The following is a 25,941-nucleotide window of genomic DNA, read 5'->3' on the forward strand; positions in this document are numbered from 1 at the left end:
TCTAGGGTATTACGACTGATGTTAAACATCTTCGCTACGTTTGTTTTGCTTTCTCCTCGTTTAACCGCTTCGATTGCTTTTTGGCGCAGGTCATAGCTGTAGGGAGCAGGCATGGTGACTCCTGAGTCCTCTTCTCTCCCTAGAATAACGTCCTAACGCATCTGTGTAATGCTATAGCGCTCTTTTGTCACTTTAGGGAGAGGATAATAGGCTAAAACGGTTCAAAGCCAGAATTTACCTATGACAGAACCACGTCCAGCCCAAGCCACCGTGAAATTTGTGGATGATTACTGCCAATGGTATCAATCCCTATTTCCAGAAGTGAGAAGCTTTGAAGCTTTTAAACATTTGCATATTGGGATGATTTCGGACATCAAGAGGAAATCATTACCAGCGATAGCCAAAGTGGTGGGACTAGATCAGGAGCAGTCGCTGCATCACTTTCTCACTACCTCACCCTGGAAAGTAGAACAGTTGAGACAGCAAAGATTAAAGCTAATTTTACAAATTCTAGGAGGAAGGGAAATTAGTCTAATTATTGATGAAACAGGTGACCGAAAGAAAGGGAATGATACGGATTATGTGAAACGACAGTACATCGGCAACTTAGGCAAAATTGAGAATGGAATTGTAGCGGTCACAGCTTATGGAGTAATTGACAAAATTACCTTCCCGCTAACCTTTGAAGTCTACAAGCCAAAAGAACGCCTTCAAGACGGAGATAAATATTTAAGTAAGCCAGAGATTGCAGCTCAGATAATAAGAGAATTACAAGCGTTAGGTTTCCGGTTTAAACTCGTGCTTGCCGATAGCTTATATGGGGAAAGTGGCAGTAACTTCATTGATGTGTTGTACGAGTTAAAGCTGCCATTTGTTGTCGCTATTCGCAGCAATCACGCCGTCTTGCTGCCTAAAGAGCAAAGGGTGCGCTGCAATCGCTGGCGGGAATTTGAGCGAATATTTTCAGACGGAACGACCCAGCAGAGATATATCCGTGAGATTATTTTTGGCAAGCGTCGTGCCACTCAGTTTTGGGAAATTACAACTGACCCCAAAACGTTACCAAAAAACTCAACTTGGTATGTAATGACGCATGTTGCCGAAATAACATATCATCAAGTAGGTAATCTCTACGGGTTACGAAATTGGGTAGAATATGGCTTAAAGCAAAGTAAGAATGAACTGGGTTGGGCGGATTTTCGGGTGACGAGTTATGCTCAGATTCAGAAATGGTGGGAGATAGTAATGAGTGCTTATCTGTTAGTGAGCCTACACTCAGATTCACTCTATCCTCAACCCAATTTTCAGGAGGATAATCCCCCTTCAGTTGTAGTTAAAAAGTTTTCCCTGCATCCTTGGTGGAATGAAGAAACGGGTTGGAAGAATTTGTTAAATAATCTTCGTTTAATCCTGCAACCCTTTGCCCTATTTAACCTGATTCGACCTTGGCTCAAAGTCTTTCCAATCCCGGCTCTATCTTTGGGATTTTCACGCTTGATTGCGCTTATGAATTACTTTCACGGTGCAGTTCCTATCCCCCTACAAATGCAAGATTCCCTATTTTCTGCTGCCTAGAGTGACAGAAGAGTGATAGGACAAAAGTAAATAATTCGGGTTTTCTCTCCTTCTTCATCGGATTGGGTAACTTGACGAAGTTGGCGGATTGTGTGTTTACATTCTAAGCAAGGCAGGTTGGTGCGGCGAAAAACGTAGTGCTTTGTACCGTACTCGCTTCCAGGTGTGTAGACGAGGGAGGGGTCATTAATAAGACGTGTACGCACTTCATCTGATACGGTGAAGCCGCCTGTAGCATAGGCGCGTTGAGCCATTAGGGGAATTGAATGAATTAGGCGTTCTAGTTCCTCGCCTGTCAAATCGGCAATTTTCGCCACGGATCGAGGCGACAATCAAATAGAATTTCGGCTCTCAGGTAGTTACCAATTCCGGCGACAATCTGTTAATCGAGTAAGGCTGCACCAATGGTGCGATCGCTATTTTCAGATGTCAGCAGCTTTTGTAGGAACACAGGCGTATTGAAGGGCTTTTCGTCTGGATAGGGTAGGATATCTGTACCGAGACTGCGTAAGTTTTCGACGATTTCAAAGGGATTACCCGCGCCTAAATCGAAAATTGGTGCAGAGTAGAGAATGGCGCAGGCATCGGGTACGACAATACGCGATCGCTCGCGGCGATCTATTTCTTGGGGTGGATTATCTAAAACTGCCCAGCTTCCTCACATCATCAGGTGAGAGTGGAAGTAGTAACCATCTTCAATTAAGCCAACTAGGTGCTTGCCGTGCGAGAGGACTCGTTCGATACGCTTGTTGAGTAAAACACCGGGATGCTCTTTTTCCCAAGATAAAGCTGTCTTTGTCCGTGCTTTGAAGGACACGATGGGTTTGCCCCCAAGTGCCCGATCTAAGGCATCGGCAAACCGTCTGACTTCTGGTCCTTCTGGCATGAGTGTGAAAGAGCGTTACTTTTTTTACTTTAAAGATGTGGCTCCTGAAGTAACATCCTTCCTAATATAGAGACTCAAAGACAGCACATTGATGCCTTTTACGAGCATTTCTAATAGCAGTTGCGATAAACATTAAAACTCATTTATCACAGCTAACAAATTTCAATTAGCGGGTTAAGAAATTTTTCTTTTTTCCTAAATTGAAAAGATGCCAGTTTTACTTCTCCTAAATTGCTCAAACCCTTGTTTTTGTGCTTTTCCCTTCTGATATAACTCTCGCAAAAACGATCGCTTCGCAGCTTGTGCTATCCTTTCCAGAACTAATTCAGTTATTTCGCTATGTTTTTCGCTTCAGAGGAACTAATTGCACTGATTGTTTCGATTGCGATCGAGAGCTTATTTGTCGCCATCTGCGCTCAAGTTAGAAAAAAAGACTGGCGAAAGCTAGCAATAATTGCTGGTGCTGCCACATCAATCACTCATCCTATAGCATGGAAGCTGTTTATCGAACTATCACCGTATTTAAGTTTCCCGATGCGTTCCCTGTTGATCGAAACTGGTGTCGCGCTTGTTGAAGGTTTAATGTACCGATGGGCAATTGGTTATTCATGGCGATGGAACATCGGCTTATCTTTCGGTGCTAATCTCGCTTCCTATAGCTGCGGACTTCTGTTTTATTATTGGCAGGGGTAATAGCAATAATAATGGAATTTCTAACCAAGCATGAATAGCTGCTGCAATGCCATAGAAAGCGCGAGTAAGTGCAAACGAATGCTGAAAAGCTACTAAAAAATAAACCGATATCCCAGCCACCAACCAGTAGAATTTTTTAGATGGAAGCCAGGATAAGAATGTTTCTGCGTCCTCTTTCGTCCACCGCGAAAATAAGCTGATGACCGCTGCATAGTGCATACATTGGAGAAAAGTAGCAGCCGAAAACAATGGATAAGCAATTGATAAATGTTGCCATGATGGTGCAACAAAAGCATTTAAATAATGGGTGTTTGTTTCAAGGGGAAAATTTATTATCCCTAAAAGTTTTAAACTAATAATTCCTATTGGTATTGCTCCAAACACAAGTCCGCAGATTAATAACGTGCGAAATCTTTTAGTACGTTGTCGTTCTAAAATAAATGCTACTGGTGTTAAATTGTGAACAAGCGCCAGTATAACTAAGGTAGAAATCGGGTCTTTGATAATCCCAATACCGCCTAAACAGCTAACAGCTAAACCAAGTATCCCCAATTGCCAATTCTGTCGGTAAACGTGGTGAGTAGCGACTAAAACTAATCCTAATCCGCCGAATAGTTCCAACAAAGGAGCTAACTGAATGCTAATTAGCCCAAAGATAGCGCAACAGCGTACTAAAGCAATTAATAGTACTAATTGCAGCAAACGCCACTCAAGTGTTTTATTTAAATTCTGATGAAAACGGCTATCGATATAGCGTAATTCAATAGCAATGTGAGCAATGCCGAACGTGAATAGTGTGGTGGCATAAGTAGTAAAGGGAAAAGCAATTGCACTCAATGCACTAACTAAAATAATTAGCCCGCTCCCCATAATTTTAGTCATTTGCGGCTTACCATTTACTTTTTTCTTCTTCTGAAAATAATTATCCATCCTAGTATTGCTATTCCCATTACCGGAAAAACGAGCCAGGTGAGGGGTAGTAGTTGCCTGTCTTGCTTAACTAGAGATAGCTGTAAACCGTCCAAATTAAGCGACTTGACTTGAAAATTATCTTCTACCTTACTGTATATCACGGGTAGCTGGCTTGGTGGCTGAATTGTTGGAGTACCTTTAATCAGCGCATTTTGGAGGTTAATGTTTTGAAGTATCGTTGACTTAGAAAATAGTGACCAAACTTCGCTACTATTTTCTAAGTCTTTAGGCTGGACTTTATTTTTAGCGATTGCTGAGATTGTTGCAATGGGTCTATAACCTATAACTGGGACGCATTCTCCTGGTTGAATTAATATATAAGGGCTGGGGCGTGCATGAGGATTTACTGAACTAATTTGTAAGAATAGCCAATAGTCTGGATACTTTTCTTGGTTAGTAATTTTCACACAGTAACTAAAACCGCGCGTATAACCTGGGCTTGGTGGTAAATCGGCTAGAATCGTCAAACCCTGAAAGTATGGCATATTTACAACTATCATCAGCCACTCCACTGTTAAATTTAATTATTGGCGGGCTTTATTAAGTGCCATATCTACAATTTGTCGTTTCACTCTTTTAGATTGACCAGGGTAAGCATAGTCTAAAATAAACGTCCGCCCATTACAGTCCAACTCTCGACATTTATATCTCTGCTTACCTTCGGGGGACCTGCCATGTTTCACAATATCTGTGCCATGACAATTAGGGCAATGTAGCACTTGTGTAATCATGAGTCTTCAAGAGCGAGATGATCTTATTCTTCCTCCAATTAGAAGCTAGCATATCCACAGCTTGATAACACCTCCCAATTAACATCGCTTGACCTCGATAAGGCGGTAATACAGCAACCCAAAACGAAATAAAATCAACAATCAATTGACTGACAGAACTTACTGCACCCAGTAGTTTTGGTCGCAATCTTCATAACTTATGTATTTATCTGCTTGGTGGCTGAAGATTACGCACAAACGTTAAGCAAATTGTCGATGATGGATTGGCACCAGAAGGGCGATCGCTTATACTAATCCCAGCGGGTGCATCTGTCTTAGGAAGGATATTTTGAGCTACAAACCGAAGTTACTGTTTTCCAGATAAGTTCCCAAAAAGCGATCCCCCTGAGAAATGTTCTTGGCAAACATTTTTCAGGGGGGATCGCCGACTTCAGCGCTAACCCGCTCCTCTCAAAGCTAGATTTTTATCAAATACCACGTCCGCTCCTCTAATAAGCTCAGCCAGAGAGCAAGAAGCTGATAATTAGGAGTTTGGTAGAAAATACCTTGAGATTTGCCCCATTTCTTGAAGTTACTTAAGCTATCAACCAACAAGGTCTGGAACAAAGCTTGGAACTGGATGACTTTAGGTGTATTCTTTGACGGAATAAAAAAATAACAATTTGACAAAAAGCGAATAAGTTCACATTGTGTAGGCACAGATCCCGGATTCAAGCCATAAAATAGGCAACAATAAGCAGGGAATTTTGCGCCAGAAGTTTTTGGTGATTGAGGAGTTGACGTGACCAAGTTCATCTCAAGACTGAAGGATTTATCAGGCAAGTTCAATGCGGGGGTGTCAAATGAACCAGTCGAGACTCCTGTAGGTAATAAAGAAGAACCAGTCGATACTCCGATTGATGGCAAGGAACAAGACGAAGGACACGCAGACGCATCACGACATCGTCGGGAATTGAAGCGAAATCTCTTGCGGCTGAAGCGCTTCTCCACTCAGGAGCTTCCTAAAATTGTCAAGAAGCCATTCACTGGAGAAAACCCACTCCATCATCAGCGTCGATTTTGGATTGGTTTAGGTGTGGGAGGAGGAGCGATCGCGCTTTTGACTGCTGCGTGGTCGCTGGAGAGTAGCTTACCCGATACCAGCGATGCCTTAACCTTGATGCGACCAGAGACTTTGACGATCAAAGCCTCAAACAACAAAATACTTCAACAAATCGGCCCAGCGACTCGCGAAACCCTCAAAATTGACAAAATTCCCAAGCAGCTAATTCAAGCTTTCATTGCGATAGAAGACAGACGCTTTTACAAACACCAGGGAGTTGATTACCAGGGAGTTTTAAGGGCAGCCTTTTCTAACTTGATAGCAAGAGATGTTGTAGAAGGCGGTAGCACCATCACCCAACAGCTGGCGAGGATGGTTTTTCTCGATCAGGAGCGTAGCGTCTGGCGCAAGCTGAAGGAAGTCCGAACCGCTCAAAAAATCGAAAATGAAAACACCAAAGATCAAATCCTAGAACGTTACTTGAATTTGGTTTACTTGGGAGAAGGTGCTTATGGCGTGGCAGATGCGGCTTGGGTTTACTTTTCTAAGCCAGTGTACGAACTAACCCTATCGGAAATGGCGACACTTGCCGCCATCCCACCAGCACCCAATCAATACTCGCCTATTAAAAATCCACAAGTGATTAAAGAGCGCCGCAATCTGGTATTGCAACAGATGCATCTGGCGGGGTTCATTACAGCCGCCGAAGCCGAGAAAGCGATCGCTGACACCCTGATAACAAAACCCAGCCGTCCTAAGCGGCTCGAAAGGTTTGCCCCTTATTTCACCGAATACATCCAACAAGAACTGCCCAAGCACGTCTCGCCAGCAGCGATTAAGGCTGGAGGATTAACAGTAGAAACCACCCTGAAGCCAGAATGGCAGGAAGCGGCGGAAAAAGCCGTTATCGAAACCGTTGAAAACAGCGGTCGCGGTCAAAACTTCGAGCAAGCCGCCCTTGTGGCGCTCGATCCGCGTACCGGCGAGATTCGGGCAATGGTCGGGGGAAAAGATTTTTATAAGCAACAGTTTAATCGCGTTACTCAGGCACAGCGCCAGCCCGGTTCGACATTTAAAGCGTTTGTATACACGACAGCAATGGCTGCCGGTTTCACTCCCTATCGCGGCTACCTGGACGCTCCCTACAAAGTAGACGGCTATACCCCCAAAAACTACAGCGAAGAGTACCGGGGCTGGATCTCCATGCGAGATGCTCTGATTGGCTCAATCAATACCGTTGCTGTCAAAGTTTTGGTCGATGTGGGATGGGATACGGTGATCGATGTCGCCCACAAAATGGGCATTGAATCAGAACTGAAGCCGACCTATTCCACCGCCCTCGGTGCCTCTGAAGTGAACCTGCTGGAACTCACCAGTGCGTATGGCACCTTTGCGACAAAAGGGATGCATACCAAAAATTACGGCATTCGTCGCGTTCTTGACCGGCGTGGGAACGTTATCTATGAAGCGAAGTTTAAGCCCGACCGTGTCCTCCAAGAAGATACATCTGCGATTATGACCTGGTTGCTGCGGGGTGTCGTGAATGAGGGGACGGGTCGCGCCGCCGCTCTAGACGATCGACCTGTTGCTGGGAAGACGGGCACCTCGGACGAGGCACGCGATCTGTGGTTTATTGGCTACATCCCCCAAATGGTTGCGGGTGTCTGGCTGGGCAACGATAACAACAAACCGACTTGGGGCGCGAGTAGTACAGCCGCCTACACCTGGAATAAATTCATGGCGGAAGTGGTCAAAGATATCCCGGTCGAGAAGTTCCCAGATCGACCCACCGAGCTAGAAGGACGTAAAGCCCAGCTCACGATCAAGCCCATCAAGCCTAAAAGCATCTTCTCTGGAAGCATCATCTCCAAAAACAGCGACGACGATGATACCCCCCGGCGTAGCCGGTCTCGTCGGGCTACGGATAGCGATGATAGCTCTAGCGAAGAAACTCCCCGGCGCAGACGCTACCGTACTAGCAGCGTCCAAAGCTCCGAGAGCGCGCCTCGGCGGAGACGGCGTCGCAGCCAAGAAGTCCAGCCTCAAGAAGAATCTAGACCTCGCTACCGTCGTTCTCGCCGCCAAGTAAGTACCAATTCTCAAAGCCAAGAGAGTTCAAGCAATAGCAGCCGTCGCTACCGCCGTTCTCGTCGCCAAACCAGCACAAGCTCTCAGGAGTCGGCACCCGTTCGGCGTTCTGTTCGCAGAAGGGCATCATCAGATTCTACTTCTAGCACTGCACAGCCAAGGAGAAGACGAACTTACAATTCTGCGCCAACCGCTCCACGGGCACCGAGGAGAACAGCGGATGCCGCCCCACCTCCTGCTCCGCCAGCAGCGCGGAAGGAAAATTAGGAACGATTAGAACAACTTCCTAACTCTCAAGCGCGATCGCGAAAACAATGGGGATCAAACTCAGGGGTGATAGACGATCCCCTGAGTTTTGGTACGATAACCAAAAATCGATAAGAGGGTTACAAAGAATGCATTTATTGATGGAAGTTGCTACGAATACGCCCCATTTTCCAGTCTCTGCCACTGCTGTGTACGCGGTAGGTTTTATTGCCGCTGTAAGTATCGGTTCCGTTGCGTGGTATAACTCTAAGCGCCCTGTGGGTTGGGAAGATAAGGAGCGCCCGGATATCGTACCTGAAGTCAAGAAAGAGGCAAATCCTGGTGTAGGCAAGCCTAGCGCGTAACTCTCTAACAGGAAAATTTTTAGAAAACCTATAAAGATTGTAGAGACATTGCGTTCAACGTCTTTACCGCTTATACAAACGTAGGGCAGGGGTATACCCTGCCCTACAGCGTTATTTTTGGAGACAACGAGATAAAACACCTTGGCTCGAAAAAAGGCTAGCGCAGCGGCTCGAAAAAAGGCTAGCGCAGTGCTAGAGCCGAGCGCAGGGTGACATTTAAATCGGTGTTGGGGTTAACGACAACAACATCAACTCGTTTTTTGCCTAACAGCAGTCCGCCTAAGGCACCCAAACCAGCACCTCCCAAAATTTCTTCAGTTGCGATCGCTCTGTCTCCAACTAAAGCACCGATTGCGGCGGCGGCGGCTCCACCCACGGCTGCACCTTTCAAAATGGAACTGGTATTCGTTCCCCGGCTAACTTGTTCGGTGCGAGTAATCACTCTGGAAGAGGCATTGATATACTGCCGTTTCCCGTTGTTGAAAACTAATTCTCTAGCAACAAACTGGGAACCGCTTCTAGTTGCGGGTTGCAGTTGACCAATCACCTGAGTTCCTGCCGGAATTAAGATAGTTCCGCGAGTATTTCTGACATTTGTTGCAACCGTCAGCGTTAACGGCATCGTTTCCTTCGGAGACACAACGATTTTATTTGCCTTGTTATAGCGCAAGGGGAGGGTTGTGCCTGAAGGAATGCTGACTTGGGAGACGGGTGGCGGCGGAAATTCGTAATATTGGGCAGCAGCCGGTGCAGACGTGACGAAGGGGGCAGCTGCACCGGCGGTGATTGTCAATGCCATGAGTGCAGCGGTTCCTGATTTCCAGCGATTGAAGCGAGACATAGGGAACACTCTCAGCAATTATACGGATAAGGGTCAAGACGCTTCGTTGCTGGATTTGTTTCTTGACAATTGAACTGATTTAGTGCATATCCGAGGAAAAATGCAGAGTGATGGGGAAAGAACCTCTCCCCAACCCTCCCCGATTCGGGGAGGGAGCTGGAGCGTTCTTATACCATTTCACTTTAGGTCTGTAACAGACGGATTCTGATGTGTAGCATCACTAAGGGAAATTAGGAATTCCCTGTTTAGCGTAGAGCGACGGTAACTGGCAGCTGAGAAGCCAGGGTGATAGTCCTCAAATCAAGGCTGGGATTTACGGAGATAACATCAACAGATTTGCGTCCCCAGAATAAGCCAGCTAAAGCGCCCAAGCCTGAGCCACCCAAGACTTCTTCAGTCGCGATCGCTTTGTCGCCAACCAGTGCTGCGATGGCGGAGGCAGCAGCTCCACCCAAGGCGGCACCTTTCAAGATTGTGTTGGTTCTAGAACCTTTTTTGATTTGTTCAGTTCTCGTCACAATTTGAGAAGTGGCATTGATTGTCCGAGTTCCATCTAAGGGGAGAACAATTTGTGTAGCAACAAATCGGGAGCCTTGACCTGCGGGTTCCAATTGACCGAGAATCTTTGTTCCTGCTGGAATCAAAGTTGTCCCGTAACTGCTTTTAACAGTTGATGAAACTGTTAAAGTTAAAGGCACTTTTTCGGTTCGAGATAGCAAGATTTTTTCAGCCGTTCCGTCATATCTAACAGGAATAGAAGCTCCAGAAGAGATTACAGTCTTGGTCTGAGATGGGTTGCTGGCACGAGGGACTGTAGGGACAGGAACATTGATGGGTACAGCGCCAACAGAACCGGCAAATGTGCCCAGAGCCATCAATACCAAAACGCCAGACTTTAAGTTATTTAAGCGTGTCATAAATAGGGAACCCACGAACTTTGTGTATTTTCACTGATACCTTCTTAGAAGGTTGTGGGCTAAAAAATGTTTCTGAGAACTAGAAAATTATTTTATTAAGTATTAAAGCTTAATTTGCTTTTAAAAGGTTAATTAAAGTTGAATATCCCCTATGAGTAGTGACGCGGTTTCTCTAAATTAGTTGCTTTAGTAGAAAAAAATTAGCGATCGCGTTTTTTACCCGTATCAATTTACGCAACAGATAAAACAATCTATCTTCAACGTGCGATCGCGCTATTCGGGAAGAATTACAAGAAATGCGATCGCGCTTTGTAGTCAAGTGGGGAATAAATGCGATCGCGCTACATTAATCCTATTTTTCGTTGCTCGATCTCTGCTATGGGTAATAACAAGGTATCCTCTATCTCCTGTCGCACCTCACGACTTACATAACAATCGCTATTCAGGCACTCAACGAGTAATAAATTTGCATTGTAATACTGCTCTAGTATTTCCTCCTGCTGTTTATTCAACTGCCAATCGTGACCAATATTGCGATACTTAATCATTAAGTCTGTAAATTGCTCAGTCCACGCCTGACCGTCATATTCCCACCAAAGCCTATATCGTTTTGTATCTTTAATCGGATTAGGTTGTTGGTCTTTCAAGGTTTCTTGGAGTTGTTTGAGCGAACGCTTGAGTTCAGGCTCAAGAGCATATTTGCTGGCACCGCTACCACTGAGGGCATGGTTCCGAGCCAATCTAAGCTCACAAAGAAGGAGATAGTCGAGGGCAAGATCGCTGAAAGGATTGCGATCACTATTACTGTTAAGAAAATCGCCAAAATCGCTAGTTAAGTCACGGCTTAAGCAATGAGCAAGCCTAGTGTCAAGAGTCATTTCGTAAATATTACAGTCAAGAGCAAAAGCAAGATAAAAAGCTCGAACAGCTGCTGGCTTATAGAGAACCTCTGCTGAAACAGATTTCTGACTTACCCACATTAAAAACTGCTGTAACTTCTCATCGTCAGCTATAAGCACATCAATCTGCTTTTTCATCAGCTGCAACAAAAGGTCTGCACTTGGTGACATCCCAACCGCTAGTAAAAAAACTTCTCGCCAGCGTTTCTCGGCGATATGATTAACCAGATTCTGCAACCTCTTTTCTAACGGCTGTGTCCCAAAAACAATTTCTCTAGCAGTGAAATACTCGTGAAATGTTAGATGGGAAAACGAGTAAATCCCTTTAGCGCGTTCCACCAACAACCCGTGTTGAGCTTCAATTGAGCGCAAGACTGTCTCACTGTCTAGTTGTAATGCTTCCACATCAGGATTAGCATCAGGCAAATTGTAGATGTAATCTATAATGTATTGCTCGGCTGCTTTTTGCTTGAAAAAATAGTCACCTTTCTCAAAGGTAATTAGAGCAATTTTGCTGAGTAGGTCTTCCTTCCGCTGAATTGATAGATTTTTGTAAACTTTATCTCGTTCAATCCCGCGCTTGGCATCCCATTTTTTTAGCAGCGTATCCAGTCCTTCTTTATATAGCTCAGAACGATTAGCGGAAAAATTTCCTGATTCTTCAAATGCCAAACACAGCAATGTTAGCAGCAGAGGACTGGCGGCTAATTCTTTGATTGGGAGATTTGAATTGAGCTGTTGTATAAATCGTTCAGCTAACTCGGATTCTTTCGCCTGAAACCACCTATTTACAAACGTCTGAATCTGCTCATCATCAAAATCCGCAACTTCTACATCTGCAATTTCAACATCAGTAAACTTTTCAAAGGTGTATTCCTGCGCTGCAATCCTACAGGTTATGACAAAAGGATTGTTAGGGTATTGACAAGAAAAATTCTTAATCTGTTTTAATATTTGCTTACTATCCTTTTCTCTGACCTCATCTAAACCATCAAGTAAAATCAACGCCCTACCTTGCTGTAAAATTTCGCCTATTTCAGTATCTGCTACTCCGCAATCAGCAAACAAATATTTGATGAATTCTAGTAAATCAGGCTGTTCGCGAGTTTCAGCAAAATCTTTGAGGGTGATAAAAACAGGCAGTTGATTTGCTTGAAACTTACCGCTAATGCACTGCATTGCTAAATATTTCAAAAAAGTCGTTTTTCCTGCTCCTGGTTTACCCAAGACCATCAACTTAGAGTGACGATTTACAACCTCTAGTCCCGGCACTCGTTTCTGAGTAACTCTGCTCAGGCCAAAACGATCAAAGTTCTCTGGGTCGCAGCCCTGCATCAGATCAGCAATTTCTATTCGTCTGCGCCCAGTGATTTTCTCCAAGATGTTGACGTTAGTGTAGATGTCATTCAATCCGATGGGTTGAGACATATCTAGCACCCGCATCGTACCGCAACGCTCTTCAATGCTAGGTTTTATCTTTTCGCGTACCTCTTGCACGAGGGCATCAATATCAGTGCTAGATCCCTGTTGCTGCTCAGATGGCTTAGATTCAGCATCCTGATGTATATCTGCAATTTCCTCCCAATTCAGACCAAGTGCAGAGCAAATCTTGATAAATATAGACTGCTCCACAGGCTTACCTGTGAGGAATTTCCAAACTGGCTGGCGAGATACATCCGCCTCTGTTGCCAGCCCTTCCTGCGACCATCCCTTGAGGGTAAGCGCCATTTTTGCCTTTGTGATGCCTTGTTGAGATGCCAGTAGTAATTGCCTTGCCATTAGCCAGACCGCGAAACTTGACTGTTATCTATTTTAAGTTATACTCTCAAACGACACACAATTTGCTTGCATACAATACTCATACAAAAATTTGGAGTCAAAAAATGAGTGATAAGCAGTTTAAGCAACTCAGCGAGGACTGTCGGGAGGTTCTCACTGAGTTGCGAGGCGTCTGTCACAGTCTAGTTCGCCAATTTGCATCGCTTCAGGCTGACCATCAAGAAATTAAGAACAGAATGACTTACCTGGAGTATGGTCTACATGCTGAGAATGAGCGCTTGCAAGATGAGAATCTTGGGTGGCGGCAAGGGGTAGATTACGATTCTGAAGATTATTGTTCAAATGAGGATTCCTTGGAACGTAAGTATTGAGCATAGGTGTGATGCGATCGCGTAACCTAGCCTTAAAAGCGCAAATTGATAAGTCCGCACTTCGCGATCGCATCTCCCCTACATATAAAGAAGGCTTGGAAATTATTGCAGTGGCTTCTCGGATGATGCGGGAAGAAATAGAACAGAAGGCTAGACGCAAAGCTGAGATAGAGCAATGGCTAGCAGCATTTCTAAAACCCGCGCAGGCGGGTTTCGTTTGTATAGCCGCGAATTCCATTCGCCACGATTATTTTGATTCAGCAGAAATTTTTACATCAAATTCGGTCTTAATTGCCAAAAACCTGATTTTTCAACCGTTAAACTAAACAATAGTGCAGATGTACTGCTACTTCTCATAAAAGGTATGGCGCTATAGCCTGAATGATCCCACAGCAACTGGTTCTCAAAAATTTCCTCAGCTACCGCGACGCTACCTTAGAGTTTAGCGGTCTACATACTGCGTGTATTTGCGGTTCTAATGGTGCGGGTAAATCTTCCCTCCTAGAAGCAATCACCTGGACGATTTGGGGTGAAAGCCGCGCTGCAACAGAAGATGATGTCATCCACGCCGGGGCGAAAGAAGTTCGCGTTGATTTCACCTTTCAATGCGATCGCCAAACCTATCGCATCATTCGCACTCGCATCCGCGGACAAGGTGGATCGCTGGAATTTCAAGTTCAATCATCCGGCGATTTTCGCTCTTTAACCGGGCGCGGAATCCGGGCGACGCAGGAAGCGATCGTGCATCACCTAAAGCTGGATTACGACACTTTTGTGAATTCGGCTTATCTGCGTCAAGGACGGGCGGATGAGTTTATGCTCAAGCGTCCCAGCGAACGGAAAGAAATTCTCGCGGATTTGCTGAAACTGTCTCAATATGAAGAATTGGCAGAACAGGCAAAGGATTTATCCCGCCAATTAAAAGGACAGGCGGAGCAATTGGATCAGAATTTGCAGACGATCAAGCAACAACTGCAACAAAAAGATGCGATCGCTCAACAACAACCAATTCTAGAAACTCAACTGGCAGAATTACAGCAAGCCCAAGCTGTTGACAATGAAAAAGTCCAAAGTTTGCTCGCAATCCAGCATCAGCGGCAAACTTGGGAACAACAACTGAGCTTTGTTCGCCAGCAATATCAAAATCTCACCAAAGATTGCGATCGCTATCGCCAAGAAATTGCCACAACTCAACTGCAACAGCAACAATTAGAAGCTTTACTGAATCAAAAAGACCAAATTACCGCTGGGTATGCTCACTACCAAGATTTGCAAACCCAGGAAGAAACGCTCACCGCGAAGTCACAAGCTTACCAAGATGCTCAACAGCAACGGCAACAACTCCAACGACAGCTTGAGCGGCAAATTAACGAACTTAACCTGCAACTCCGACAAGCTCAAGGACAACTAGAAGCGGTACGGCAATCTAGGGCAGATATTCAGCAAATCCTCAGCCGCACCGAAGAAGTAGAAGCCGGAGTTAAACAACTCCAAGAGGCGCGGGGTTACGTGAGTCATCTCGATCGGTTGCAGTTACAAGTCGCCCCTTTGGTGCAACGTCGCGGACAGGTGCAGATGGAACTCGATCGCTCTCAAGCGCGACTATCTGCCAGATTAGAAGAACTTCGCAAATCCGCTGCCCAGTTGCAAGACAGGCAAAAACGCCTACCTCAATTGCAACAGCAATTACAACAAGTTCAAAGTCAAATACAGCAACTTGACAAAAAGCGCGTCTATCAGGAACGGGTGCAGGAGAAAGAACTGCAACAGCGGAGTTCTCGCGATCGCCTCCAAGCGGCTCAAAAAGAATGCGAAACTAAACTGGCAGAAATCGACCAAAAGCTGCAACTGATCCAGACGCCAAATGCCAGTTGCCCTTTATGCGATCGCCCTCTTGACGAACACCACTGGCAGCTAGTGGTGCAAAAAACCCACGATCAGCAACAGGGAATTCAGGATCAATTCTGGGATGTAGAGGGGCTACTCGCGGTTTGTGAGTACCAGCTACAGGGGTTGCGGAAGGAAATTACCGAAATTGCCCAAGCATTGGCAAACTACGATTCCTTGCGCGAACAACGGGGACAGTTAGCCGCAGAAAGTACCGCTATGGCTGAAATCCAGACGCGCCTGCAACAAATTGAGGTAGAAAAACAACAAATTGAGCGATCGCTTGCCTCTGGTAACTATGCACCGGATCGACAAGAAGAACTGCACCACCTTGAGCAACAGTTGCAACAACTTAACTACAATGAGCAAGACCATGCCCTCGCCAGAGGTGAGGTAGAGCGCTGGCGCTGGGCAGAAATTAAGCAAGCAGAAGTTAAACAAGCGCAGCGGCGTCAGGCTCAGATAGACGCTCAAATGCCAGAATTGGTGGCAAAAATTGCGAATCTGCAATCGCAAATGCAACAACTGCAAGTGAATTCCGACTTATCGCGGCAGATTGAAGCACTCGATCGAGAAATGGCGGAAATTGGTTACGAGCGATCGCAGCACGACGCCCTCAGAACCGCTTTACGCAAGTCTCAGTCGTGGCAAGTCCGTTATCAGGAACTTGCGTCCGCACAACAGCAATATCCTTCCTTATTAAAGCGATCGCAAGATTTGGAGCAATCGTTGCAAATGCGATCGCAAGATTTGCAACAAATGACGACTCAGATAGACACCATCGTTCGCCAGTTGCAACAAACACCGGATACGAAAGCCGAAATTACAACGATTGAACAGCAGATACAGCAACGGCGTCTGCAACTCGACGAGAAGCAACGCCAGTTAGGAAGCTTGCAACAACAACAACATTATCTAGAAACTCTCCAAACTCAGCATGACGCACTCACTGCTCAGCACGCCAAGGTGCGACAGCAATATCGCGTTTACCAGGAATTGGGGCAAGCTTTTGGCAAGAATGGCATCCAGACGCTGATGATTGAGAACATTCTGCCTCAATTGGAAGCAGAAACCAATACTCTCTTATCTCGGCTTAGTGGCAACCAGTTACACGTGCAGTTTGTTACTCAGAAAGCAGGGCGGAGTGGACGCTCTGCAAAAAAAGCCAGCAAAATGATTGACACTTTAGATATTTTAATTGCCGATGCTCGCGGCACCCGCCCTTACGAAACCTATTCGGGCGGGGAAGCGTTTCGGATTAACTTTGCGATTCGTCTAGCTTTAGCGAAATTGTTGGCGCAGCGTGCGGGAACGGCATTGCAAATGCTGATTATCGATGAGGGATTTGGCACCCAAGATGCGGAAGGATGCGATCGCTTGATTGCCGCAATTAATGCGATCGCGCCTGACTTCGCCTGCATCCTCACCGTCACCCATATGCCGCAATTCAAAGAAGCCTTCCAGACTCGGATTGAAGTGTATAAAACCCCCAGCGGTTCTCACTTGAGCTTGGTGCTGTAGGAACTTAGCCCCCTAATCGCGTTCCCTACGGTGTAGAAGTTGGCAGAACTCTCTCCAAACGCCTCTCCGAAGCGGAGCGGGGCTTTGAAGATGGCTGGAGGGTTAGGTAAGTGCAACCCGAACCCTAATGTTCGGACTTCTCACCCTAGTTCACCCACTCAGGCGATACCCATCGCTCCGGGGAACGCTACGATCAAAGTAAGAGGAAAGAAAAACCCAACAGCATCTTCCTCCAGGCTGAATTTTCAGCCATTCTTCTCACTCCTAAGGGAGGACTTAATGATTCGATTTCTGGTTAGCGTGCTTGTGTTCGTGATCGACACGCTTTATCGCGATCGCCCTTATCAGCGCTTCTACGTGCTAGAAACAGTGGCTCGCGTCCCCTATTTTTCCTTCCTATCAGTTTTACACCTTTACGAAACCCTCGGTTGGTGGCGAAAAGCTGACTGGCTCAAGGTTCACTTCGCTGAATCTTGGAATGAAATGCACCACCTGCTGATTATGGAATCGTTAGGGGGAAACCAACATTGGAGCGATCGCTTCCTTGCCCAAACCACAGCCCTGTTCTACTACTGGGTAGTTGTAGGACTTTACATCGCGTCGCCCCGCACCGCCTACAACTTCATGGAAATGGTGGAAGAACACGCCCATCATACCTACGACGCCTTCTTGCGCGAGCATGAAGCCGAATTGAAAACCAAACCCGCGCCCCAAGTTGCGATCAACTACTACCGGGACGGCGATCTCTACCTATTTGATGAATTTCAAACCGGCGTAGTCCCCGAATCTCGCCGCCCTGCGGTTGATAACCTCTATGACGTTTTCGTCAACATCCGGGATGACGAAGGCGAACACGTCAAAACCATGATGGCGTGTCAAAAAGCGGATGCTCAGAAAACCTTTAAGAGTCCCCACTCTCTCCCTTATTCGGAACAGCAGGTTGTACTGCCTCTAGTGACAGACGCTGAGCTTGAGCGCGAGTTAGCTGATTCTCCCTTTTAAGAGTAGTTAATGGTCTATTCTCTTGCTGGTTAGCCGGTGCTAGAGAATAGGTAGCGGAATTTTAAAGAACCCCGCCCCAAACCTTCCCGCTGGGGTGGAGTTCTTTAATTTGCATTTTTTAAAAGGCTGAAGATGCTCTCGATTTTTTGAGCCAACACGCACACAGTTGAGCATTATTCCCCAAAACACCAGGCAAACAAGATCAAGATCCCTACCATCATCAACCATTGGGGGATTGATACTAAATTCAAAATGCTCAAAGGAAATAACACTAAAACTTCCGAGAAGAACCAGCTGGTGACAAACAGCAGCATCATCAAGATAACGAGGGGCACACAACCTCCTACAAAATAGGGCAACAAAATACTGCAACAAAAAATTGTGATTCATGTGGCAGACATACATCTGGCACCTATACTGCCAATAGAGAGAACCGTTTTGATTACAACTATAAGTAGGCTTATCTATATTCCGTACTCATCTACGGAGAGAAAATAAATACCGTAGTTGAGAAGAGGTACTTGCCATGCAATTTAGGCGTTTTGGAATTCTAGCTTTACTGACCGTTTTCAGCGCTACAGCCGTTTTAGCAAAAGAAGCAAATTTTGACCGTTTGATTGTTGATGGAAGTGGCAAGGCATCTGTGACTGGTTATACCAGCGGAGCATTCTCCCTGTCAGCGATCGCTAATCGCGATCGCCAAAACAATCCCTGTATTGGTTATGGGGGCGACGAAACTCCCGACCATATCATGGTGGTGAAGAAAGGTTTCCCCAATCTGACAGTAAAAGTAAATACTGGAGGCAAGGACACCACTCTAGTCATCAAGGGGCCTGATGGTACCATTCGCTGTGGCGATGACACGGGTTCCAACAAAGATGCGAGTATCACAGACTCAGACTGGAAATCAGGCAACTATAGTATTTGGGTAGGTTCCATCAAAGAGCGGCAAAGATGGGATTATACGCTTTCTGTGCAACCAGAATAGAACCCCAGATTTTTTAGATGATTTAGAGTCTAAGTCTTGACCTGTCATCATTCTCACACCGCCATCCAAAATTTAAAACTTCGGTGCGGTTCCCCTACCTTAGAAACTCACTCGGAACGATATGATAGTGAGTGGTCTGTAGTGCCAAAATGGATATCCACTCGTGCTATCTACGCTTCTAGCTGACTTTCGCATCATCTTCGAGCGCGATCCAGCAGCCCGTAACTGGCTGGAGGTTTTATTTTGCTATCCCGGTTTGCAAGCGCTGCTATTTCATCGCCTTGCACACTGGCTAAGACTACTGGGAATCCCCTTCATCCCCCGGTTGATTTCCCACTTAGCTCGCTTTTTTACCGGCATTGAAATCCACCCTGGTGCCGTAATCGGGCGGGGCGTTTTTATTGACCACGGCATGGGTGTGGTAATTGGTGAAACCGCCATTGTGGGAGATTATGCTCTGATCTATCAGGGCGTTACGCTAGGCGGTACTGGGAAAGAAAGTGGCAAGCGTCACCCTACCTTGGGGGAAAATGTCGTAGTCGGTGCTGGTGCCAAAGTTCTCGGCAATCTTCAAATCGGCAATAATGTCCGCATTGGTGCTGGCTCGGTTGTATTGCGCGATGTTCCTTCGGATTGTACGGTAGTAGGCGTTCCGGGTCGGATTCTTTATCGTTCCGGCGTCCGCGTGAATCCCTTAGAACATGGAAGCCTTCCCGATTCTGAGGCTGCGGTAATTCGGGCTTTGGTTGACCGTCTGGAAGCACTAGAACAACAGGTACAAGAGTTACAACAACCGGCTCATGCCTCAATGCCTGTTCCCTTAGGAGCCGGACATCATGTATCGGATATCCCAGCCGCCGCCGCACCCAGTTGTCGTGTGCAAGATGGATTGATCCGGCAATTCTTAGATGGTTCTGGGATTTGAGTAATTAAAAATTAGAAATTAAAAATGGAATTTCTCAATTTTTAATTTTGCGTTTTTAATTCTTACGGATTTACGGCTTGAATAGACCAAGCTTGAGAACTTTCGAGGCGATAAAGACTTCGGTTTTGGGGATCGCCTCGCAACTCCAAATGATCGACCTGTACGGGTTCTAGTAGTAGGAGACAAAAACTCTCTAGCGGCTTTTGGGGGTCGGGTGGCGGCGGAGAAAAAGTGCTGACATCGGCTCTCCTTTCTCTGGGATGGGGCCAACCAAATTGCAGGCGAGCGGCGTCGGAAAGGTCTTGCCAAGACACCTGACGCGCTTGCTGGAGCAGAGAATCAGGATAATTGGCTCCTACCAGCGTCAGCGTCCCAGCGAGGCGAAATTGTTCGCGAGTGGTGGTAAAGTACCAGCAAGCTTCTGCCCAAGGGTGATGCTCGATTTGATCGGCTTTCTGGCTGCGAGAATCGGTGACAAATTTTAATTGGTTGGTATTGTCTAAAAATCCCCGAAAGACGAGCGTGCGGTTAGCAGGACGCCCATCAGCCTGGATGGTGGCTAGCTGTAAGTAGCGAGAATGGGGTTCGCTACGGTTACGGTGTAGGGCACCCGAAAGAAGCGATCGCCAGGGAGCAAGCATCATCGTCAAGAGTTCATCCCCATTACCAATTACCCATTTTCCAAAATATCAGTTTAGTATCTTGAGTTGTTTAATTGCCGTTTCCTAGCGCTCCTTTAACGGATTTGGAAAAATTAACGCGATCGCAATCTGGTAACTTTGCGACTTGCTGCCCTCCGAATTTGATGAGCCAAATGACTGCGACAGGGAGTATTTGTAACTGGGAAGATCCTGTCTGTTGCGCTCGTGAAATAAGTTTGCTGTTGAACGTTTGCACCGCCTCTCAAAAAGGCAATTGAAAGCAAGACAGTAATCTCAAACGATGGGAAAGGGCGGCTGACAATCGCCCTTAATTTTTGCCTTTTGACGCTCTTGTAACTATTACGACTGTGACCAATTGAGCCGCTCAATGGGATATTTTACTGTACCAATTTTATCTAGAAAGCCACACGGATAGCGCAATTTCCTCGATTTTTCAAGCTTTGACCCCATATCTGCGATCGCGTATAGTAAGTGATCTGTGAATTTTCCCAAAACCAATCAGACTTGACCTATGGTTCGAGAGCTTGAGCGAGTAATCCAGACGAGCCGGTTTCCTGAAACGGCACCGGCTGCGAATCCTGTATTTTTTAGGACGTACAGCCGTCGCACCCAATCGGGGCGCGAGACTTGGGATGAAGTGTGCGATCGCACGATTAGGGCGTTGACGAAGCTTGGCAAGCTCACCCCTGAAGAAGCTGACACGATCGATCGCATGCAGCGCCAGATGAAAGCTCTTGCCTCCGGACGTTGGCTGTGGGTGGGCGGCAGCGAGTGGATTGAAAGACCCGAAAACTTCTCAGGAGCCTACAACTGCACCAGCACCAATGTAGTAGACTGGCGTGCCTTCGGGCTGATGATGGATTTGGCAATGATGGGATGTGGCACTGGAGCCGTTCTCGAACCAAAATACATTAATCAACTGCCACGAATTCGCAATCGCCTTGTGGTGACGGTACAAGGCGAGATTGGCTCTACTCCTGCGTTGCAGCGCCGCGAACTGACAGGAGTGAAAATAGAGGGCGAAAAAGTCAAAATTTACGTCGGAGACAGTCGCCAAGGCTGGGTTAAGTCTTATCAAACTTTGCTGGAATTATCGAGCGATGAGCGCTTCACAGCAGAAGTACAGGTATCCATCGACCTCAGCGATGTCCGAGCAGCTGGAGAACCCCTCAAAGGCTTTGGTGGCGTTGCCAATCCGGTGAAGTTGTCAGGTCTTTACGAACGTTGCGCGTCAATTTTAAATAAAGCTCTAGGAAGGCGTCTGAATTCGGTTGAATGCTGTTTATTAATAGATGAAGCCGCGGTTGTCGTGGTTGCTGGCAACGTCAGGCGCTCAGCTGGAATGAGGCAAGGTTCTAGCGATGATGAAAAATTTGCCGACGCGAAAGGCAATCTTTGGCAGCAGGATGAAAATGGTAACTGGCGCATCGATCCAGAACGGGATGCGCTTCGCATGGCAAATCACACTAGAGTTTTCCACCACAAACCCACTCTAGAAGAATGCCTTGCCTCTGTTCGTCAGCAGCATTATTCCGGGGAAGGCGCAATTCAATGGGCAGGAGAAGCAGTAGCAAGAGCCAACTGCGATCTATTAGAAACCCCTGAGCTGAAAACTGATTTTCTGCAAGCTTATAGTCAAGCTAAGGCTGAACAGTGGTTAGGAGAACACTACCCCGACCTATCTCCTGATGAGATAGAGCATCGATTAGCTCGTGTTGGTTTGAATCCCTGCGGTAGCTTAGATTTTGCCGCCTAACCTGGGAACAGGTTAGATAGTCAGAGGGTGAATTGCTGGAAGCCTAAACACCCAAAAAGGTGCAAGGTAATCAGCAGCCAAGCTCCAGATGTAAGGCAGGTAGCCCCAGAGCTGGAGAAGGTTCAGAGACTAGACCTGCGGGAAACCAATAATGGTCAGATAGCGCCCTCCACCTAGACCAGGTGAAGATATAGTCCGAGACCACTAGAAATAGTGGATAACAAAACCGGAAATCATCGGCTCAAACTTCCACTGCAACCTTTCGGAGGTTCATCTCAATCAAATTGACCCACATAACTATAAAGAACAAGAGGAAGCTTTCACGGCTGGAGCATTATCAGTCGCCTCGCTGCTCAATCACGAATTTGTCGAAGAACGCTATCGAAAGTCACGAGAACTCGATCCAATTGTGGGAGTTTCTTTCACAGGATTATTTGATTTCTTTGTGAATGCCTTTGGTGTGGATTGGTTGCGCTGGTGGGAAGAAGGGAGACCGGAAACAGAGGCGGGACTAAGCTTTAAGAAGCGGGAGCAGGAATATCTGACGCGCTGGCGGGAAACAGTGCATCAAGTGGTTTGGGATTATTGCGATCGCCACGGCATCAAACGCCCCAACCGCTGCACCACAGTTCAGCCTTCCGGGACAAAATCCTTGCTGACAGGCGCTTCACCGGGCTGGCATCCGCCAAAAGCTCAACGTTTTCTGCGCCGGATCACCTTCAGAAAGAATGACCCAGTTGCTCTGGCGTGTATTGACTACGGGTACAACGTGATTCCGTCTCAGTCTGATAAAGATGAAAACGGCAATCTCCTGAACGATCCCTTCGATCCCAGATGCTCGGAATGGCTAGTAGAAATCCCCGTTGCTGTCGCTTGGGCGGATTTACCGGGAGCCGATCAAATCGAGATTGGCAAGTTTAACGCTCTCGCGCAAATGGATTTTTATATGCAAGTTCAAAAATTCTTTGTGCGTCACAACACCTCCGCGACCATCGAGTTGCGCGAGAGCGAGATCGAAGCGTTAGGCACTCGGATTTACGAAGCAATCCGAGACGATGAGGGTTACATCTCAGCAGCACTTCTAGCTCGCTTCGACGATCATCAGACGTTTCCGCGCTTGCCGTTTGAGCCAATCGCCAAAGAGCAGTATGAGCAGATAGTTCAGGAAGTCGAAAAGCGACGCCAGACCGAAAATTTTCATGCTGCCTTAAGTCGCTACGATTCAGGCTATTTGATGGAAGTCGGTCCCGCTGGGTGCGACTCGGATAAGTGCTTATTCTCCGACCAAAAGTCTGGCTAGAGGCGTAAACCTTGTTTTTGGGAAGAAGCGATCGCATCTTCCCATACCAATACCCGCAATCGGACACGCTACGATCGACGGATAGACATCAGTTACTATCAGGCAGCAACAGGAGACTCTCAATGTTTCTCGATGAACTAACCCCGCTCTTTAAAGAATTCACTCAGCACCCAGGCGCTTTCTTAGGCGGATTGGTTTCTGGTTTACTCCGCATCAACCTGAATGATGACCCCGTGAAAACCTGGCTTGACGGACAGGCAGGTGTAGCTCCTTCCCCTACGGCTTCTTCCAACGGCAGTGGTAACGGCAAAGGTAGTGGCCCACAGTCAATTTCTATTGACTAACTTGGCATCGAAAGCTGAAGGAGGCTAAAGATAAAGACGGCTGGAAAGCTGGCAGCGGATCGGTCGATTTTTCTGGGAAATTTAGCCTCCCTAATCTTTGAAATTCTCCCTTGGGCAATGCCTTCTGAGCCACTGCTAAAAGTCAGGGAATTTTAATAATTAGAGAACCCCTCAGCGTGTACCCTAGATCCTCTCCCACAATGAAATTAGTAGGCTATGATAGGACGAAACCTAAAAGTTCAGTCCTATTAATGGTCGGATTTGGGACTCGTGCAGCCACATTTGTGGGCTGGGTTGATGAAAATTCACCATTGGTAAATAAGTCTTGACCTGGCATTATGGGTCACATCTAGCCATCTAGGGGTTCTGAACTTTAGTTCCTCGTTCAGCTTTATCGATCCACATGACCATTTACGTTGGAAACCTGTCTTACCAAGCGACCGAAGAAGATTTGACAGCAGTCTTTGCAGAGTACGGCGCGGTGAAGCGAGTTGTCTTACCGACAGACCGCGAAACGGGACGTATGCGCGGATTTGCTTTTGTTGAAATGACAGATGATGCCCAAGAAGACGCAGCCATCACCGAATTAGATGGGGCTGAATGGATGGGCCGTCAGCTTAGAGTGAATAAAGCACGACCCAAGGAGGACGATCGCGGCGGCGCGAGGCGAAGCAGATTTTAAGGAAAGATAGGGCGAAATCAGCACGGTTGTTTGAAAAACACTCCTAAAAAAGGACAACTGTGCTGGTTTTGTCGCGCATTGCCACCGGTTCTCAACACCGAGCAGAATTGATGCTGATGGCTCACACAAGAGACGAGTCGTGGCGGTGGAGAATCCGGCGGCTCGTTAAGTTTCTAAGTTAAATCTCTAAGCTGGTAGAGCGAAACAGAAAGCTTCGCGATCGCAGATTGCTCTGTTAAATATTTCTACACCGCGATCGCAGAACTTTAGTTTTTAGTCTTTTAATCTCCAAGGCAAATCCCCAAACCTCTGGCAGTCTTGACCAAAGTATCGTCGGGATCGACGGCTCTGTATTGTCCAATCGCTTCAGCAATTGGCACGCTGACAATCTCGCGGTTTTGCCAGGTAACAACGCGATCGTACTTTTCCTCAGCAATCAGATCGACCGCTGCCACCCCAAAGGCAGTTGCCAGTAACCGATCCAGGGGCGAAGGCAGTCCCCCTCGCTGAACGTGACCTAAAACAGTCACGCGGGTTTCTGCACCACTAGCAATCGAAATTTCCTCTGCCAAATACTGTCCGATTCCGCCTAATCGACATTCCCCGAATCGATCCATACTCTTAACTGGATTGCCTTCAGCCGTGCAAACCGCCTCTGAGACAATGACGATCGAGAAATTCTTTCCCATCGCTTGACGATTCCGAATTTTGCGACAGACATTTTCAATGGTGTAAGGAATTTCCGGGATCAAGATCACATTAGCTCCACCGGCGATCCCCGCATTCAGGGCAATATGACCGGCATCGCGCCCCATCACTTCCAGGATCATGACTCGATTGTGGCTAGCCGCAGTAAAGTGCAATCGGTCGAGGGCTTCGGTGGCGATGTTGACGGCGGTATCAAATCCGATAGAACGCTCAGTGCTACCGACATCGTTATCAATGGTTTTGGGAATCCCGACTAAGTTGATCCCGCCTTGTTGCGCGAGTTTTCGGAGAATCGCTAAACTGCCGTCCCCGCCAACTCCAATTAAAGCTGACAAGCCTAGTTGATGGTAGCCCGCAATAATGTCTTCTGAGCGATCGCGCAAACTTCCATCCGCCATTGGAAACGCAAAGGGATTTCCTTTGTTCGTCGTTCCCAGCACTGTACCGCCCATCGTGAGCAAGTGGTCTACCTTATCAAACTCCAGCTTGATTGCTTCTGGCGGACTGCTCATTAAGCCCAGCGTAGACCGGCAAATCCCCCACACTTCCCAGCCGTACTTACCATTTGCACAGCGGACAACTGCCCGAATCACAGCATTTAGCCCCGCACAGTCACCCCCACTGGTCAGGATTCCGATCCGTTTGTATTCTCCCATCTTGTTTTTTTGGATTGCGAGCGGTAATTATCTAATTTCAGCCTTGTTGCCTTTTAGACAATAAAGCGCGTCTAAAGATTTTATTTCTTTAGTTGATATAAAGTT

Annotated in this window: 22 protein-coding genes and 2 pseudogenes; 13 read left to right on the forward strand and 11 right to left on the reverse strand. The window is 46.8% G+C overall.

The features are described from left to right. The coding region (locus tag NC994_RS17635; protein WP_190437698.1) for an IS630 transposase-related protein at positions 1-113 on the reverse strand (113 nt) is incomplete at its 3' end. A 127-nt stretch (positions 114-240) separates the two neighbouring features. Between NC994_RS17635 and NC994_RS17640 the strand changes: the two genes are divergently transcribed. Next, complete coding sequence (locus NC994_RS17640) at positions 241-1,575, forward strand: IS701 family transposase (protein WP_190437701.1); 1,335 nt, start codon at positions 241-243, stop codon at positions 1,573-1,575. Here the strand turns inward: NC994_RS17640 and NC994_RS17645 are convergent. From NC994_RS17645 to NC994_RS17660, 4 genes are all read right to left on the reverse strand, one after another. Then, complete coding sequence (locus NC994_RS17645; protein WP_190437705.1) at positions 1,572-1,892, reverse strand: hypothetical protein; 321 nt, start codon at positions 1,890-1,892, stop codon at positions 1,572-1,574. The genes NC994_RS17640 and NC994_RS17645 overlap by 4 nt on opposite strands. A 341-nt stretch (positions 1,893-2,233) precedes the next feature. Continuing rightward, positions 2,234-2,461, reverse strand: a complete 228-nt coding sequence (locus tag NC994_RS17650) for a DNA-formamidopyrimidine glycosylase family protein (RefSeq protein ID WP_190437709.1) — start codon at positions 2,459-2,461, stop codon at positions 2,234-2,236. A gap of 627 nt (positions 2,462-3,088) precedes the next feature. Beyond that, positions 3,089-4,084 (reverse strand): hypothetical protein, encoded by a 996-nt coding sequence (locus tag NC994_RS17655; protein WP_190437711.1) that lies wholly within the window; start codon positions 4,082-4,084, stop codon positions 3,089-3,091. Continuing rightward, positions 4,051-4,626: a hypothetical protein gene (locus NC994_RS17660; RefSeq protein ID WP_206753534.1), complete on the reverse strand. Its 576-nt coding sequence runs from the start codon at positions 4,624-4,626 to the stop codon at positions 4,051-4,053. Before NC994_RS17660 ends, NC994_RS17655 begins: the two co-directional genes overlap by 34 nt. 1,012 nt (positions 4,627-5,638) lie before the next feature. On the opposite strand from NC994_RS17660, the gene NC994_RS17665 reads away from it, so the two are divergent. Both NC994_RS17665 and NC994_RS17670 read left to right on the forward strand, forming a co-directional pair. After that, the gene (locus NC994_RS17665) at positions 5,639-8,254 is read left to right on the forward strand and encodes a PBP1A family penicillin-binding protein (protein ID WP_190437722.1); all 2,616 of its coding nucleotides are present in this window, start codon (positions 5,639-5,641) and stop codon (positions 8,252-8,254) included. Between the two features lie 128 nt (positions 8,255-8,382). Continuing rightward, positions 8,383-8,598 (forward strand): hypothetical protein, encoded by a 216-nt coding sequence (locus tag NC994_RS17670; protein ID WP_190410367.1) that lies wholly within the window; start codon positions 8,383-8,385, stop codon positions 8,596-8,598. A 181-nt stretch (positions 8,599-8,779) separates the two neighbouring features. On the opposite strand, the gene NC994_RS17675 is transcribed toward NC994_RS17670, so the two are convergent. The 3 genes from NC994_RS17675 to NC994_RS17685 all read right to left on the reverse strand — a co-directional run bounded on the left by NC994_RS17675 (position 8,780) and on the right by NC994_RS17685 (position 12,635). Continuing rightward, positions 8,780-9,439, reverse strand: coding sequence for a hypothetical protein (locus NC994_RS17675; RefSeq protein ID WP_190437724.1), 660 nt, complete (start codon positions 9,437-9,439; stop codon positions 8,780-8,782). Between the two features lie 245 nt (positions 9,440-9,684). Continuing rightward, a complete protein-coding gene (locus tag NC994_RS17680) occupies positions 9,685-10,356 on the reverse strand; it encodes a hypothetical protein (RefSeq protein ID WP_190410365.1) in 672 nt (223 codons plus the stop codon). A gap of 341 nt (positions 10,357-10,697) precedes the next feature. Beyond that, positions 10,698-12,635 (reverse strand): NACHT domain-containing NTPase, encoded by a 1,938-nt coding sequence (locus NC994_RS17685; protein WP_242030600.1) that lies wholly within the window; start codon positions 12,633-12,635, stop codon positions 10,698-10,700. A gap of 503 nt (positions 12,636-13,138) precedes the next feature. On the opposite strand from NC994_RS17685, the gene NC994_RS17690 reads away from it, so the two are divergent. The 4 genes from NC994_RS17690 (at position 13,139) to NC994_RS17705 (ending at position 17,815) form a co-directional block, all read left to right on the forward strand. Further along, complete coding sequence (locus NC994_RS17690; RefSeq protein ID WP_190437729.1) at positions 13,139-13,405, forward strand: hypothetical protein; 267 nt, start codon at positions 13,139-13,141, stop codon at positions 13,403-13,405. 11 nt (positions 13,406-13,416) lie between these two features. After that, a complete protein-coding gene (locus NC994_RS17695) occupies positions 13,417-13,731 on the forward strand; it encodes a hypothetical protein (RefSeq protein WP_190437732.1) in 315 nt (104 codons plus the stop codon). Between the two features lie 55 nt (positions 13,732-13,786). After that, on the forward strand, positions 13,787-16,813 hold the full coding sequence (gene sbcC, locus NC994_RS17700) for an exonuclease subunit SbcC (RefSeq protein ID WP_190437735.1): 3,027 nt from the start codon (positions 13,787-13,789) through the stop codon (positions 16,811-16,813). A gap of 279 nt (positions 16,814-17,092) precedes the next feature. After that, positions 17,093-17,815 carry an alternative oxidase gene (locus NC994_RS17705; protein ID WP_190437738.1) on the forward strand — a complete coding sequence of 241 codons (723 nt, stop codon included), beginning with the start codon at positions 17,093-17,095 and terminating at the stop codon, positions 17,813-17,815. Between the two features lie 173 nt (positions 17,816-17,988). Here the strand turns inward: NC994_RS17705 and NC994_RS17710 are convergent, their stop codons facing one another. Beyond that, on the reverse strand, positions 17,989-18,150 hold the full coding sequence (locus tag NC994_RS17710; RefSeq protein ID WP_190437740.1) for a hypothetical protein: 162 nt from the start codon (positions 18,148-18,150) through the stop codon (positions 17,989-17,991). A 191-nt stretch (positions 18,151-18,341) separates the two neighbouring features. Here NC994_RS17710 and NC994_RS17715 point away from each other — a divergent pair, with 191 nt between their 5' ends. Both NC994_RS17715 and cysE read left to right on the forward strand, forming a co-directional pair. After that, positions 18,342-18,803, forward strand: coding sequence for a hypothetical protein (locus tag NC994_RS17715; RefSeq protein WP_190437743.1), 462 nt, complete (start codon positions 18,342-18,344; stop codon positions 18,801-18,803). A 163-nt stretch (positions 18,804-18,966) separates the two neighbouring features. Next, entirely contained in the window at positions 18,967-19,728 is a 762-nt protein-coding gene (gene cysE / locus NC994_RS17720; RefSeq protein WP_190410358.1) for a serine O-acetyltransferase, read from the forward strand. 62 nt (positions 19,729-19,790) lie between these two features. On the opposite strand, the gene NC994_RS17725 is transcribed toward cysE, so the two are convergent. Beyond that, the gene (locus NC994_RS17725) at positions 19,791-20,372 is read right to left on the reverse strand and encodes an Npun_F5749 family FMN-dependent PPOX-type flavoprotein (protein WP_190429301.1); all 582 of its coding nucleotides are present in this window, start codon (positions 20,370-20,372) and stop codon (positions 19,791-19,793) included. Between the two features lie 529 nt (positions 20,373-20,901). Here NC994_RS17725 and nrdJ (NC994_RS17730) point away from each other — a divergent pair. The 4 genes and pseudogenes from nrdJ (NC994_RS17730) to NC994_RS17745 form a co-directional block, all read left to right on the forward strand. After that, positions 20,902-22,131 (forward strand): annotated as a pseudogene (gene nrdJ, locus NC994_RS17730) (ribonucleoside-triphosphate reductase, adenosylcobalamin-dependent); the annotation flags it as partial. A gap of 244 nt (positions 22,132-22,375) precedes the next feature. Then, positions 22,376-23,446 (forward strand): annotated as a pseudogene (nrdJ, locus tag NC994_RS17735) (ribonucleoside-triphosphate reductase, adenosylcobalamin-dependent); the annotation flags it as partial. Between the two features lie 122 nt (positions 23,447-23,568). After that, positions 23,569-23,790, forward strand: a complete 222-nt coding sequence (locus NC994_RS17740) for a hypothetical protein (RefSeq protein ID WP_190410355.1) — start codon at positions 23,569-23,571, stop codon at positions 23,788-23,790. A 403-nt stretch (positions 23,791-24,193) separates the two neighbouring features. Then, positions 24,194-24,472 (forward strand): RNA-binding protein, encoded by a 279-nt coding sequence (locus NC994_RS17745; protein ID WP_190410354.1) that lies wholly within the window; start codon positions 24,194-24,196, stop codon positions 24,470-24,472. Positions 24,473-24,753: 281 nt separating this feature from the next. On the opposite strand, the gene NC994_RS17750 is transcribed toward NC994_RS17745, so the two are convergent. Then, positions 24,754-25,836 carry an ATP-dependent 6-phosphofructokinase gene (locus NC994_RS17750; protein ID WP_190429299.1) on the reverse strand — a complete coding sequence of 361 codons (1,083 nt, stop codon included), beginning with the start codon at positions 25,834-25,836 and terminating at the stop codon, positions 24,754-24,756. Positions 25,837-25,941: the final 105 nt, after the last annotated feature.

Origin of the sequence: Trichocoleus sp. AS-A1 (genome assembly GCF_039962015.1) — a bacterium.
Lineage (GTDB): Bacteria > Cyanobacteriota > Cyanobacteriia > Cyanobacteriales > FACHB-T130 > FACHB-T130.